Origin of the sequence: Pandoraea vervacti, assembly GCF_000934605.2 — a bacterium.
Lineage (GTDB): Bacteria > Pseudomonadota > Gammaproteobacteria > Burkholderiales > Burkholderiaceae > Pandoraea > Pandoraea vervacti.
This window is the reverse complement of record NZ_CP010897.2, coordinates 3,007,739-3,022,362: the sequence shown is the minus strand read 5'-3', so window position 1 is coordinate 3,022,362 and position 14,624 is coordinate 3,007,739. Positions and strand designations below refer to the sequence as shown.

9 protein-coding genes are annotated in these 14,624 nt (G+C 65.8%); 5 read left to right on the top strand and 4 right to left on the bottom strand.

The genetic code is table 11. From position 1 onward, the window contains the following. Positions 1-15 precede the first annotated feature (15 nt). From UC34_RS13315 to UC34_RS13295, 5 genes are all read left to right on the top strand, one after another. Positions 16-786, top strand: coding sequence for a cellulose synthase operon protein YhjQ/BcsQ (locus UC34_RS13315; protein ID WP_044455924.1), 771 nt, complete (start codon positions 16-18; stop codon positions 784-786). Continuing rightward, positions 783-3,440 (top strand): UDP-forming cellulose synthase catalytic subunit, encoded by a 2,658-nt coding sequence (gene bcsA, locus UC34_RS13310; RefSeq protein WP_044455923.1) that lies wholly within the window; start codon positions 783-785, stop codon positions 3,438-3,440. The genes UC34_RS13315 and bcsA overlap by 4 nt, the downstream gene beginning before the upstream one ends. Positions 3,441-3,554: 114 nt before the next feature. Beyond that, entirely contained in the window at positions 3,555-5,204 is a 1,650-nt protein-coding gene (bcsG, locus tag UC34_RS13305) for a cellulose biosynthesis protein BcsG (RefSeq protein WP_044455922.1), read from the top strand. A 195-nt stretch (positions 5,205-5,399) separates the two neighbouring features. After that, entirely contained in the window at positions 5,400-6,398 is a 999-nt protein-coding gene (locus UC34_RS13300) for an aldo/keto reductase (RefSeq protein ID WP_044455921.1), read from the top strand. Positions 6,399-6,639: 241 nt separating this feature from the next. After that, complete coding sequence (locus UC34_RS13295; protein ID WP_167370660.1) at positions 6,640-7,575, top strand: universal stress protein; 936 nt, start codon at positions 6,640-6,642, stop codon at positions 7,573-7,575. Between the two features lie 107 nt (positions 7,576-7,682). Here the strand turns inward: UC34_RS13295 and UC34_RS13290 are convergent, their stop codons facing one another. From UC34_RS13290 to UC34_RS13275, 4 genes are all read right to left on the bottom strand, one after another. Continuing rightward, the gene (locus UC34_RS13290) at positions 7,683-8,936 is read right to left on the bottom strand and encodes an NAD(P)/FAD-dependent oxidoreductase (RefSeq protein ID WP_044458148.1); all 1,254 of its coding nucleotides are present in this window, start codon (positions 8,934-8,936) and stop codon (positions 7,683-7,685) included. A gap of 211 nt (positions 8,937-9,147) precedes the next feature. After that, complete coding sequence (locus UC34_RS13285) at positions 9,148-9,798, bottom strand: TetR/AcrR family transcriptional regulator (RefSeq protein ID WP_044455919.1); 651 nt, start codon at positions 9,796-9,798, stop codon at positions 9,148-9,150. Then, on the bottom strand, positions 9,795-11,432 hold the full coding sequence (locus UC34_RS13280; RefSeq protein WP_084070622.1) for an efflux transporter outer membrane subunit: 1,638 nt from the start codon (positions 11,430-11,432) through the stop codon (positions 9,795-9,797). The genes UC34_RS13285 and UC34_RS13280 overlap by 4 nt, the downstream gene beginning before the upstream one ends. After that, positions 11,429-14,623: an efflux RND transporter permease subunit gene (locus UC34_RS13275; RefSeq protein ID WP_418303942.1), complete on the bottom strand. Its 3,195-nt coding sequence runs from the start codon at positions 14,621-14,623 to the stop codon at positions 11,429-11,431. The genes UC34_RS13280 and UC34_RS13275 overlap by 4 nt, the downstream gene beginning before the upstream one ends. Position 14,624 lies beyond the last annotated feature (1 nt).

Here is a 14,624-nt window from a genome sequence, read left to right as displayed (position 1 = left end):
GGCCGGGGAGGGCGCATGCTGACGCTCATCGCCGTCGTCTCGAGCGCAGGCGGTGCGGGACGAAGCACTGTCACCGCGCATCTCGCTGCCCAACTGGCGCATGCGCGAACGCCCGTCGCCGTGCTCGAACTCGATGCCCAGAACAGCATCGGCGCGCTGCTGGGGCTGCGTGAAACGTGTGAGCAGGGCGTGCTGTCCGCCGGTGTCGCGCCCGATGGCTGGCACACCGTGCTGCGCGACACGCCGGAGGGGGTTCCGTTGCTGCCCGCCGGGCGCACCGACGCGAAGCAACTGGCGGCGCTCGGCGATTGGCTGCGCGGGGACGCCGGGGGTTTGCGGCGTCAGTTGGACGCGTTGGGTCTGCCCGCAGGCACCCGCGTATTCATCGACACGCAACGACTGCCGGACGCCATCGCGCAGGCCGCAGTGGTGGCTGCCGACCGGGTGCTCGGCGTGGTGCCGGTGACGACGACCGGCTACGTCACGCAGGTCGATCTGATGGCAGCCTGTGCCGGACGCGTGCAAATGGTGCCGAATCTGGCGGCATCGAACTCGCCGCTGAACAACGACCTGCTGCATCTCATTCAGGCGCGTGGCGGCGACGCCGTCGTACCGGTGCGCATTCACCGCGACGATGCGCTCGGGATGGCCGCGGCCAAGGGAGGTTCGCTCGCCAGGGCGGCCGACGGTTCGCAAGCTGCACTCGACTTCATCCATCTGGAGGCATGGCTTGCGCGCGCCACGGCGCCGAACGGCTCGGGCGGGCAAGGAGACGCGCGAACATGATCACCGACGCACTTGCCTCCCTCTCCCGCCTCGGCCGGGAAATGCTCGCCGTGCGACTCGTCGTGCCGAATCGGCCGGATGGCCGCGCGCCGGGTTTTGCGCAATGGCTGCTTGCCGCGACGGTGCGCTCGCCTGCACATCGGCTATGGATCTCGCAAGCCATGGATCATTTCGTGGCGCGTCTGGCGGTGCGGCTAGATGTTCGTCAACTCGACGAATGGCGCGACTGGTGGCTGCGCATCGTGTTCCAGCCGGCGCGCAGGGGACGCCCCGACTATCCGGGGCGTGCGCTCGCCTGGGCCAACGACCGTGTGACGCAACGGCTCGACCTGCCCGCCGATGCGAGCTTCTGGCGGATGGTCGGCGCCATGTTCTGGCGGCGCAGCGGCCATCGGCCGGCGTTTCCGCCTTACACCGCGTGGCTGGCCTTGCGCTCGGGTAACGAGCGGTTGCGCCTGTGGCTGGTGCAGACGCTCTTCGGCATTCCGCCCGACACGCCGGCCGAACTGGCGCACCGCTTCGACAAGAAGCTCGAAGGGGTCATGCAGTGGCGGGTGACGTCGAGCGTCGTTGCGCTGCTCGGGCTCATTGGCGTGTTCTGGATCGTGACGACGCCGTTCGACCCCTTCTCGCAACTGCTGTTCTCGATCTGCACGCTGACGCTGGCGCTGGTGTTCCGGCGTCTGGACAGTCAATACTCCGTGCTGGTGCTGATCGGCCTGTCGCTGATGTCGACCGTGCGCTATGTGTGGTGGCGTCTGACGCAATCGCTCGCATTCGACACGGTGGCGGAAGCCGCCGTCGGCTACACGCTGGTCGCCGCAGAAATGTATACGTGGATGATTCTGCTGTTCGGGTACATCCAGACCGTCTGGCCGTTACATAGGCGCATCACGCCGCTGCCGCCAGACACGCGCCTGTGGCCGAGCGTCGACATCTACATCCCGACCTACAACGAAGGGCTGGATGTGGTGCGCCCGACGGTCTATGCCGCGTGCGGCATCGACTGGCCCCCGGAAAAGCTCAATATCTATCTGCTCGACGACGGACGCCGCGAGGAGATGCGCGAGTTCGCCGCGCTCGCCGGCGTGCATTACGTGACCCGTCCCGACAATCGCCATGCCAAGGCGGGCAATATCAACCATGCGCTCGGCAAGACGACGGGCGAGTTCATCGCCATCTTCGATTGCGATCACATTCCGGTGCGCTCGTTCCTGCAAACGACCATGGGCTCGTTTCTCAAGGACGAGCGCTGCTCGCTGGTCCAGACCCCGCACCACTTCTTCTCCGACGATCCGTTCGAGCGCAACCTCGCCACGCGTGGCGCGGTGCCCAACGAAGGGCGTCTGTTCTACGGCATCGTGCAGGATGGCAACGACTTCTGGAATGCCTCGTTCTTCTGCGGGTCATGCGCCGTGTTGCGTCGTACGGCGCTCGACGAAGTCGGCGGTGTGGCCGTCGAGACCGTGACCGAGGATGCCCACACGGCCCTCAAGATGCACCGGCGTGGCTGGAATACGGTGTATCTGAAAGTGGTGCAGGCCGCCGGCCTCGCGACGGAGTCGCTCTCGGGCCACGTCGGGCAGCGCATTCGCTGGGCGCGAGGCATGGCGCAGATCTTCCGCGTCGACAATCCGCTGTTCGGACGCGGCCTGAAATTCGGTCAGCGCATCTGCTATGCGAACGGCATGCTGCATTTTTTCTACGGCATCCCGCGCATCATTTTTCTGCTCGCCCCGATCTGCTACCTCTTCTTCGGACTGCACATCGTGCAGGCGGCGGCGTTGAGCATCTGCGCTTACGTGTTGCCTCACATCGCGCACGCCAACATTGCGAATTCGCGCATTCAGGGCAAGTATCGCCACTCCTTCTGGTCGGACGTCTACGAAGCTGTGCTCGCCTGGTACGTGGCGTTGCCGACGACCGTGGCCTTCATCAATCCGCGCTACGGCAAGTTCAACGTGACGGCCAAGGGCGGACTGATCGAGCAGAGCTTCTTCGACTGGAGCATTTCGAAGCCGTATCTGGTGCTGCTGGGCTTTAACGTGGCGGGTTTTCTCGCGGGTATCCTGCGGTACTTCTATGGTCCTGCCCATGAGTCCGGCGCGCTGATCTTCAACCTGTTGTGGGTCATGTTCAACCTCGCGGTGCTCGGCGCGGCGGTGGCCGTGGCCACCGAAGTCAAGCAGGTGCGCCGCACGCACCGGGTATCGATGCGCATGCCGGCGACGCTGTACTTGCCCGACGGGCGCACGATGGCGTGCCACACGCGGGACTTTTCCGGCGGCGGTCTCGCCCTGGTGCTCCCGGCCCCCATCGATCCCCCTGTCGGCACCGAGGCGCATGTGGCGCTCGCGCGCGGTGCGACCGAATACGGGTTCCCGGTGAGTGTGGTCGGTGCGCGTGGGCACGATCTGTTCCTCGCGTTCATGCCGCTTACCGCGGAACAGGACAAGCATCTCGTGCAATTCACTTTCGGGCGTGCTGACGCGTGGCGCGACTGGGACGCGGAGCGCACACGCGACGAACCGATCCGCGCACTGTTCGAAATGTTGGCGATGGGCTTGCGTGGGTATCAGGTGCTCGCCAATTACTTGTTGAGCAAGCTGGTCACCCGCTGGCAGAACCGTTTGCGGGGCGCACGGCATACGTGACGGAACGGCCTGGCGCATCCAAGGATCTTCGAGACAGCGGCGCGCCGGGTGAGACAAAATGACATCGACAGGACGTGAGCCGGCGACGACGCGGCGACCCAAGGGAACCATACGATGGGCATCTGGAACCTCTATTTCATTCTGAAGCTGTTGCTGCTGTGGGCGGGCATCATCGGCTTTCACGTGCTGCCGAACTTCCTCTTCGCGCTGTGTCTGGTCGTGAGGTTGCGGCCCCGTTGGGCGCGCATCTTGCGGCAGGTGATCGCGATCCCGCTAGGTGCGGCATTGCTTTACTACGACTCGAACCTGCCGCCGTTCGCACGTTTCGTCGAACAGTTGCCCGCGCTGCTGCAATTCCGGTTCTCGTACATCGTCGAACTCCTCGGGCGCTTCGTGCCTGCGCGCGACTGGCTGTTGCTGGCCATCATGGTGCTGGCGTACTGGATCGTGAATCGCTGGGTGCGCGTGACCACGTTCGTGCTGCTCGCGCTGCTGATCGTGCCGGGTGTGCTGCGTGTGGGGACGCTCGTCTCGGTCTCCCCGGTGGTGGCGGCACAGGGCGACACGACGGCACTGACGGCGGGAGCGGCTGGGGCGGCGGGCGGTGCGGCAGCGGGCGGAGCCACGGCCGCCAGCAGCGAATTCCTGACAGGCGACGGCGAAGTGCCCCTGGACGCGAATCCCAACGCGGCGCTCAACAGCTTTTACTCACGTGAGCTCACGCGTTCCGTCTCACTCCCGGCGCAGGCCGGTGCGGGTCCGGACTACGACATCATCTTCCTGCATATCTGTTCGCTCGCGCAGGACGACCTCGACGTCGACAATCTCGATAACCTGCCGTTGCTCTCGAAGTTCGACTTCATCTTCAAGAACTTCAATTCCGCCGCGAGCTACAGCGGACCGGCAGCGATTCGCGTGCTTCGGGCGGGATGCGGTCAGCCTGCGCACAAGGCGCTATACGACCCGGCAGGCCCGCAGTGCTACGTGATGAGCGACCTGAAGAACCTCGGCTTCACCCCGTCGCTCGCCATGAATCACGACGGACACTTCGACAACTTCATGCAGGAAGTCCAGCAAAACTTCAACGTGCCGGGCGTCGCGCCGTTCGACAACACGCACGCCCGCGTGTCGATGCGCGCGTTCGACGAAACGCCGATTCGCTCCGACGGGGACGTGCTGCAAGCGTGGTGGAAGCAGCGCACCTCGCAGCCGGACAAGCGCGTGGCGCTGTACTACAACACCATCTCGCTGCATGACGGCAATCGTCTGGAAGGCTCGAAACTCAGCAGCGTGCAGAGCTATCCGATGCGCGCCAAGACGATGTTCGACGACTTCGGTCAGTTCATCGACACGATTGCCAGGTCGGGGCGCAAAGCCGTTGTGGTGTTCGTGCCGGAACATGGCGCGGCGCTGCGTGGCAGCAAATTGCAGATCTCCGGCATGCGTGAAATTCCTTTGCCGGAAATCACGCACGTGCCGGTCGCGGTGAAGCTGGTGGGCTTTGGCGACGGCGCGGCGGCCTCGCATGGAACGCCGGTCTCGATTTCCACGCCCACGAGCTATCTGGCGATGATGGCGCTCATCTCGAAATTGATCGCGAACAACCCGTTTGCTGGCACGCCGGATCTGGCGCAATACGCGAGCGACCTGCCACAGACGGCTTTCGTGTCGGCCAACGAGCAGACTACCGTCATGAAGTACGGCGGCAAGATGCTCATTCGCGGCGCGGATGGTGTCTGGCTCGACCTGAAGTCGCTGGAGTAGGTCGGAGGATCGACGGCGCACGCGGCCCGCGCTTGCCGCGACGCCGCACGCGTTTTTCCGGAATCGCGCATACTGTGCACCTTGCCCGCGCGCGGGCATTGCGCTTTGTGCTGTCGTTTCTCGTGACCTCGGGTCACGCGGGGCCGCACCGGGCCGCGAGAGACCCTGCATCCTTCGCAACCTCCGGGAGTTACCGTGCAATACACGAAATTCGGCCGCACCGGCCTGACTGTTTCCCGCCTGTGCCTCGGCACCATGACGTTCGGTTTGCAAACCGAAGAGGCCGCCAGCCACGCCATTCTCGATCGCACCGCCGAGGCGGGCGTCAATTTCATCGATCTCGCCGACGTCTATCCACTGGGGGCCGACACGTCGCTCGTCGGGCGCACCGAAGAGATTGTCGGGCGCTGGCTCAAGGGCCGTCGCGATCAGTTCATCGTTGCCACCAAAGCTTGCGGCGAGATGGGACCGTCGCCGTGGGACAAGGGGGCGTCGCGCAAGCATTTGCTGAGCGCCATCGACGCGTCGCTCTCGCGCATCGGCACCGATTACGTCGATCTCTATCAATTGCATTCCGATGACACCGATACGCCCATCGACGAGACGCTGGAAGCCCTCGACACCATCGTGAAGTCGGGCAGGGCACGTTACGTCGGCGTGTCGAACTTTCTCGCCTATCGCCTCGCACGCGCACTTGGCCGCGCCGAAGCGCTGCGTCTGACGCGCTTCGTCTCGGTGCAGCCGCGCTACAACCTGTTGTTCCGCCAGATCGAGCGCGAACTGCTGCCGCTCGCCAGCGAAGAAGGGCTCGCCGTCATCCCCTACAACCCGCTCGCCGGCGGCCTGCTCACGGGCAAGTACCGCCACGACGCCGCACCGACAGAGGGCCGCTTCACGGCGGCGACGGTCGGCAAAGCCGGGGCAATGTATCAGCAGCGCTATTGGCATGAACGCGAGTTCGAGACCATCGAAGCGCTCAAAGGCATAGCAAAGGACGCCGGGGAATCGCTCACCCGCCTCTCGCTCGCGTGGGTGCTGGCGAATCCGGTCGTCACGTCCGCCATCATCGGGGCGAGCCGCGTGGAGCAGTTGACCGAGACGCTGGGTACGATCGACTACACGTTGCCGCCCGCACTGAAGACGGCGCTCGACGACGCGTCGCACGCCTATCGTTGGGGCGACGCCGCGCGCTGAACGCACGGCAAGCGCGCAGCACCGTGGCGCACGTCGCGCCACGGGCCCGCCATGCCGGGTCTGCGGCGTTTTTGCGTTGCATCAAAGGCGCCGGTATGAAGCGGCGGGTCGCGCGATGCGGGGTGGCCTTTGTGCTCGATCGGGCGGTATAGTGGGAGTGTCATGCGGGTTTGTCAGGCGGAACATCGAGATGACGTTGCCCGCGCATGGCATTCCATCGACTCCCAACGCGAGGCTGCTCATGACAAAACGCATTCTGCTGGCGACGGACGGTAGCGAATCGTCCCGCCGCGCGTTGCGCGAGGCCGCCGCCTTTGCGCGCAACGGCGACGTGATCCGCGTGATTCATACGGTAGAAGACCCGGTCAACTTGCTGACGGCGGCGTTTGGCAAACTCATCGATCTGGAACAGGTGCGCCGCGACATGCAGCGCGAAGGCGAAGAACATCTTGCCCGCGCGGTGTTGTATCTGCGCGAGGAAGGGTTCGATGCGCAGGCACATCTGCTCGATCTGCGCACGACCGGGGAAACGGTCCCCGAGGCGATGACGCGCGAGGCCATCGAATGGGGCGCAGACATCATCGTGGTGGGCACGCACGGGCGCAGCGGCGTGCGGCGCGCGATGCTCGGCAGTGTCGCCGAACAGATCCTGCGCAGCGCCGAGGTCCCGGTGATGCTCGTGGCGGGGGAAGCGCGTCCGCATCTGCCATTGCGCTCGGGCGGTCACTACGAGCGGATTCTCGTCGCGCTGGACGACAGCGAGACGGCACGTCAGGCATTCGAGTATGCGCTGGCATTGGCGCGAACCCACGGTGCGTCGATGCGCGTGGTACACGTGCTCGACCTGCCGGGACCGTTTCTTGCCGGTTTCGATCCCGAACCGCTGCTCGACGCCGTGCGCGCGGTGGGCGAGCAGGTGCGCCTGCGGGCGGAGACGCGTCTCAAGGAGGCGGGCGTCCCGGGGGAAATCGAGATGCGCGAGATTCAACCGGTGGGCGAGGGCGTGGCCGACCAGATCATTGCTGCGGGCAAGGACGCCGATGTCGACGTGATCGTGCTGGGCACGCACGGACGGCGAGGTTTCCGGCGCTTCACGCTGGGGAGTGTGGCCGAAGATACGGCCCGGCATGCAGGCCGTCCGGTCCTGCTGTTACCCGCTCACGCGCCTTCACCCTGACGGCATGCGAAGCGGGCGAGTCGCGCACGTCGCGGCGAAGACGCCGCACGTGCGCCGTAGGCCCTGACAAAGCGCGTTGTGCCTCAGCCTGTCAGGTCATCGGGCCATCAGCTCGTCAACTCGGTGAGCAGCGTCTTGAGCGGTGTGGCGGCATCAGCCAGACGCACCGGATCCACCACGGCCCGACGGCCCACGAGTTCTCGCGCGGCGAGGAATTCCTGCGCACGATTGATGCTCGCTGCGGCGACGACAGCGCCCTCGCGCAGATAGAAGAGCATGAACACCGCAGCGCCCTGCGCGTCAGGCAAACGGCGCTCGACCACGGCGTCGTGTCCCTCGGTCATGCCGACCATTTGCAGCTTCGCATTGAACTGATCCGACCAGAACCAAGGCGCGGTGGCGACGGCCTTCGGCGCATCGCCGTGGATCACGCTGGCGGCCACCTTGGCCATCTCACTGGCGCTCGGCACGGATTCCAGGCGAATGCGACGGCCCAGCGCCGGGTGCACGTGATGGGCGCAATCGCCCACGGCCAGAATGGCGGCATCGCTCGTGCGCGCGAATTCGTCCACCACGATGCCGTTATCGACCGCGAGCCCCGCGGCCTGCGCGAGTTCGGCGTTCGGAATCAAGCCGATGCCCACGACCACGACGTCCGCGTCCAGACGCTTCTCGCCCGCGACCACGGCGACCACCTGACCCTTGGCGTTCTGCTCGAGCGCGGTGACACCCACGCCCACCTGAACGTCGACACCGTTCTCACGATGCAGCGCGGCGAAGAAACCCGCCAGATCGGCTTCGGCCACGCGCGCGAGCAGACGCGGCGCGGCTTCGAGCACGGTTACGGACGCCCCGGCCTTGACGGCGCTTGCCGCCACTTCCAGTCCGATGTAACCGCCACCGACCACCACAACGCGCTTGCCCGGTGCCAGCGCTTCGCGAAGACGTTGCGCGTCGGCAATGTTGCGCAGGTAGTAGACGTTGGGGGCGTCGCCACCGGGAATCGGCAGGGGCCGCACGCGACCGCCCAGGGCGAGCACGAGATGATCGTAGTGCTGCGTCTGCCCATCGTCGAACGACACGGTGCGTGCCGCGCGGTCGATGGCGGTTGCGGTGACGCCGAGGCGCACCTCGATCTCCGCCTTCTCCCAGGCGTCGGCCGGACGGATCAGCAGGCTGGCTTCGTCGGCCTGGCCGGCAAGGAATGCCTTCGAGAGAGGGGGGCGGCGATACGGCAGATGCGTTTCGCTGCCGGCGAGCACGATGCGGCCCGCGTAGCCGAGCTGGCGCAGTGCGAGAGCGGTCTCGCCGCCAGCCTGACCGGCGCCGAGAATGAGGGTGGTGGAGGTAGCTTCGGACATGAGGATGAAAACGAAAGAAGCAGAATGGGTGGAACGAGCGGAATGAAAGCGCGATGCACGCGCGCCGACAGCGCAACGAATTTGGGCGTCAGTGTAATGCATCGGCACGCCAGTGGTGTCCCGGATACCGCCGGATGGCGTTTGCGCGCCGTGATTCGGCGTGTTTGGCCGATTCGCGACAGTGCCGGCCCTTTGGGGCCTCGGGTACGGCTCAGCGCTCGGTTGGCGCCGGGGTGAAGAACACCATCTCGATCTGCCGGAGCAGGGCGGGTCCGAAGGCCTCGCCGCCGACTTCGGGCGCGATCACCTGCATCAGCACGGGCGAGCCAGGCGGCGGATGCAGCGCATGCGCGAGGACGCAGAAGTACATCGCGGGATGCTCGGCCCGGATCACGCCCGCAGCCATGCCTTCGACGATGAGTTTCTCCATGCACTGGTACACCGGTTCGAGCAGGTGCCGGTAAAGCACTGCCCCACGCTCACCCGTTTCCGTGGCATGCAGGGAAATGAAACACTTGTGTTCGGGATGCTGCGCCGCGTAGGCCGCAATGAGCGCGATGGCGTCGCGCAAGCGGTCTCGCACGGGCCGTGTCGTGTCGTCTGCGGTCGCCTTGAGCATGGCGACGGGCGCCGCGAGCGCGGCTTCGAGCGAGTCGACGCACGCGCGCCAGAGTTGCTCCTTCGAGCCGAAGTGCACGCGCACGAGGCTCGCATCGACCTTCGCCGCCGCGGCGATGCCGCGCAGATTGGCGCCGTCGTAACCGAGGCGCGAGAAAGCGTCGATGGCCGCTTCGAGCAGGGCGGCGCGGCCATCGGGCAGGTGTTTGGGGCGTCGGCCCCGGGCGGTGGGTGTGGCGGTCATCGTCGGGCTACGTCTTGCGACGGGGGCGGCCGTGAATCGGCAGAGGCAGAGGCCGAGGCCGGTGCGTTGGCTGCCGTCCCGGCGTCCGGCGTTGCCCCATCGGCAACCGGCTCGGGCGGTACCCCCATTGCGTAAAACAGTAGCGCAGTATCCGACAAACGGGCGCCGGTTGCACGCACTGTCGTCAGATAGGCGTTCCAGTACTGTTGCTCCCGCGCGCGCGCCGCCGACATCGGCAGCGCACCGAGCCGCACCCGGGCCGCCGTATCGCGGTAGATCTGCTCGGCCGCTGCGCTGGCGTTGTCCGCGTGCAGCAACGACGTATTGTCGGCTTCGAGCGACGCCAGCGTATCCGCCACGTTCTTGAACGCGGTGAGCACCGTTTGCTTGTACTGGTCGACAGCGGCCTCGTAAGTCGCCTGCGCCGCACGACGCTGCGCGAGCAACGCGCCGCCGTGGAAAATCGGTTGCGTAATCGACGCCGCCACGCTCCATAGCGAACCGGCGTTGGACATGACGGTCGTCCAGTTGAACCCGCCTTTGCCCATCGATGCGCTCAGGGACAGGCTGGGGAACATTTGCGCCGTTGCCACGCCGACTTCTGCGGACGCCGCCTTGAGCGCCATCTCGGCGGCTTGCACGTCCGGACGCGATTGCAGCAGCGTCGACGGCACTACGACCGGCACCGCGTCCGGCACCTTGAGTTCGCCCAGCGCCAGATCGTCCGGCGCCTGGTCCGGCGTGCGACCGAGCAGCACGGCGAGCGCATGACGCGTGGATTGCCATTGCGCCCGCAAGCCGGGCAGGGACGCCGCGAGCGACTCGGCATTCTGGGCAGACGCCAGCGCGTCCGCACGCGAGACGGCGCCGAGCGCCTCGCGGCGCGCCATGTCGGTGGCGTCCGCCTGGGCGAGGTCGACGAGTCGCTCGGTCGCCTTGACCTGAGCGCCCAGCACCGACGCACCGATCGCGCCGGACACGATGTTTGCCGCGAGCGCCTGACGCGCCGACGTCAACTGGAACGCCTGCTGGTCGACCTGCGCGGCGAGCGAGGCATTGGCAAAGCGCGAGGCGCCGAAGAAGTCGAAGGTGTAACGCGCCTGAATCTGACCGACGAACATGTTGTACAGCGCAGTCGGCGGGCGCAGGTTGGGGATGCCGAGATTGCGCTCGCGCGCCACTTCGCCGCCGATGTCGATCGACGGGAACAACGACGAGCCAACCTGCGCCTTCAACTGCTCGCGTGCCGCCTGGAGCGAGTGATCGGCGGCGGACAGGTTCGGGCTGTTGCGCAGGCCCTCGTCGACGAGCGCGTTGAGCTTGTCCGAGCGATAGGCCTGCCACCAGGCCTTGACCGGCGGCGCGCCGACGTCGAAGCGCTGCGAGGCGCCCTGCGCGGTGACCGTCTGCGTTGGCGTGGCGTTCACACCGTAGTGCGCCGGCGCAGGCATGGCGGGCGGCGTGTCGCCCGGGGTGAACGAGCAGGCGCCGAGCCAGAGCGGCAGGATCGGCAGCAGCACGGCATGCCGAACTGTCGGGAGGTTCCAGCGATGCCGGACATCATCGGTCACGGAACGCACCGAGGCGCGCGAGGGCAGGCGCGAGGATGAGCGCAAAGGGAAGCGCGAAGTCATGAGCGGTCTCCTTGCGGGCTGGCCTCGGACGGACTCTGAGCATGCGAGGCACGTTCGTCGTGACGCACGCGGAACGCCGTGGCGTACAGCGCCGGCAGGAAAAATACGGTCAGGATGGTCGCGCTGGTGATGCCGCCCATGAGCGCCGTCGCCATCGGACCGAAAAAGTTGCTGCGCAACAGCGGGATCAGCGCGAGCACGGCGGCCGCCGCCGTCAGCGTGATCGGTCGGAAACGTCGCACCGTGGCGCTGACGATGGCGTCGAAGCGCGGGTGTCCGGCGGCGACGTCCTGTTCGATCTGATCGACCAGGATCACCGAGTTGCGCATGATGATGCCGAACATGGCGATCACGCCGAGCATGGCGACGAAGCCGAACGGCTTGCCGAACAGCAGCAGCGTGGCGACCACGCCGATCATGCCCAGCGGCGCGGTCAGCACCACGAGCATGGTCCGCGCGAAGCTCTGCAACTGGATCATCAGCAGCGTGAGCACGGCAATGATCATGATCGGCATCTGCGCGTTGATCGACGCCTGTCCCTTGCCCGACTCTTCGACCGACCCGCCGATCTCGATGCGATAGCCGACCGGTAGCGCCTTGCGAATGTCGCCGAGTTGCTTGAAGACGGCTTCGGTCACGTCGATCCCTTGCTTGCCGGCACGCACGTCCGAGCGTACGGTAATCGTCGGCTGACGGTCACGTTCCCAAATCACGCCGTACTCCAGTTCGTCGACCACCCGGCCGAGCGTGGCGAGCGGCACGGGACCGTTCGGTGTCGGCATGGCGAGCGTGGCGAGCTTCGCCGGGTCGACGCGTTCGGCCTTGGGCGAGCGAAGCGTAATGGCGATCAGCTTGTCGCGCTCGCGGTACTGGCTGATGTCGTACCCGGTGAGCGTCATGGCGATGAAGTTCGCGATGTCCGATGAGCTCACGCCCAGTGCGCGCGCCTTCTGCTGGTCGACTTCGAAGCGTACGGAGCGCTGCGAGGGTTCGTCCCAGTCGAACTGGACGTCGATGGTGTCGCCGTTGCTGCGCATGACATCCGCCACTTGCTCGGAGATCTTGCGCACCGTGCCGATATCGTCGCCGCTCACGCGGAACTGCACCGGGAACCCGACTGGCGGCCCGTTCTCCAGACGCGACAAGCGCGTGCGAACGCCCGGCATCGTCTCGCGAAGTTTCGGCTCCAGCCACTTTGCGAGCGCCTCGCGTTCTTCCACCGACTTGGCGGTAATCACGAGTTGGGCAAAGTTGGGCGTGGGCAGTTGCTGGTCGAGCGGCAGGTAGAAACGGGGCGCGCCCGTACCGACGAAGCTCACCGTGTGATCGATCTCCTTGCGGCCTTCGAGCAGCTTCTCCAGACGCTCGGTCTCACGCAGCGTGGCCTGATACGACGCACCTTCCTGCAGGCGCAGATCCACCATCAATTCGGGGCGATCGGAGCTCGGGAAGAACTGTTGCGGCACGAGCGAGAAGCCCGCCATCGCAATCAGGAACAGCACCACGGTGATGACGAGCACGATGAGCTTGCGCTCGATGCACCACGTCAGCCAGCCACGCAGGCGGTTGTAGAACTTCGTGTCGTAGACCTCGTGTTCGTGGTCGTCGGCGTGATGGGCCTCCCGCGCGCGCTCCGGCAGCATCTTGTAGCCCAGCAACGGAATCAGCACGACCGCCGCCAGCCACGACGCGAGCAGCGCGATGGCCGAGACTTCGAAGATCGAACGCGTGTACTCGCCGGTGCTCGATTTCGCCAGCGCGATCGGCAGGAAGCCCGACACTGTCACCAGCGTGCCCGTGAGCATGGGAAATGCCGTGCTCGTATAGGCGAAGGCGGCAGCGCGCTTGCGATTCCAGCCTTGCGCGAGCTTCACGGCCATCATTTCGACCGCGATGATCGCATCGTCCACGAGCAGGCCCAGCGCGAGAATCAGCGTGCCGAGCGACACCTTGTGCAGACCGATGTCGAAGATGTACATGAACAGCGACGTGACGGCGAGCACGACCGGAATGGAAATCACCACGACCATGCCGGTGCGGAATCCGAGCGAGACGAGGCTCACGATCAGCACGATCGCCACGGCTTCGGCCACGGCTTCGAGGAAGTCGTCGACCGAATGCGACACCGATTGCGACATGCTCGCCACTTCGGTGAGCTTCAACCCGGCGGGCAACTGCGCGCGCAGGTTGCCCATGGTGCTCTCCAGCGCCTTGCCCAGATGGACGACGTCCTGCCCCTTTTTCATGGTGATGCCGATGCCCAGCACCGGCTTGCCGCCGAAGCGCATTTCCGAGACCGGCGGATCGATGTAACCGCGCTTGATCGTGGCAATGTCGCCCAGTCGGAAGGTGCGGTTATTCACGCGAATGAGCGTGTCGGCAAGCTCGTTGACATTGCGGTATTGACCGCTCGGACGCACGACGACACGGTCGTTGGGCGCTTCGATGGTGCCCGCGGGCGACACCGCGTTCTGGCCGCTGACGGCCATGGCGATCTGATTGGGCGAGATACCCAGTCGGGTGAGTTGCGTGTTGCTGATCTCGACGTAGATGCGCTGGTCCTGATCGCCGAAGTAGTCAACCTTCGCAACGCCGGGCACGCGCAGCAGCACGGTACGCAGGGCGTCCGCGTAGTTGCGCAGCTGCGCCGGGCCGAAGCCATCGCCTTCCAAGGTGAAGATGTGCGTATAGACGTCGCCGAACTCGTCATTGAAGAAGGGGCCCTGCACGCCGGGGGGCAGCGTGTAAGCGATGTCGCCGACTTTCTTGCGCACCTGATACCACTCTTCGGGCACTTCGCTGGCGGGGGCCGAATCCTTCATCGAGAAGAACAGCAGCGACTCGCCCGGGCGCGAATAGCTGCGCTGGAAGTCGATGTTGGGCATCTCCTGGAGCTTGCGGGCGATACGGTCGGTGACCTGTTCCTGCACCTGCCGGGCAGTCGCGCCGGGCCAGAATGTGCGGATCACCATCACGCGGAACGTGAAGGGCGGATCTTCCGACTGGGCAAGGCGCGAGTAAGCCAGAATGCCGAAAATCGTGGCCATTGCGATCAGGAAAACCACCAGCGCGCGATGTCGCAACGCCCATGCCGAGAGGTTGAAACGCCCCTCTTCATGGCGGTAGTCCTTCGGTTCGGCGGCGCTTGGGTCCTGGGATGCCTGGGGCAGGGGAGGCTTGCCGTCTTCCATG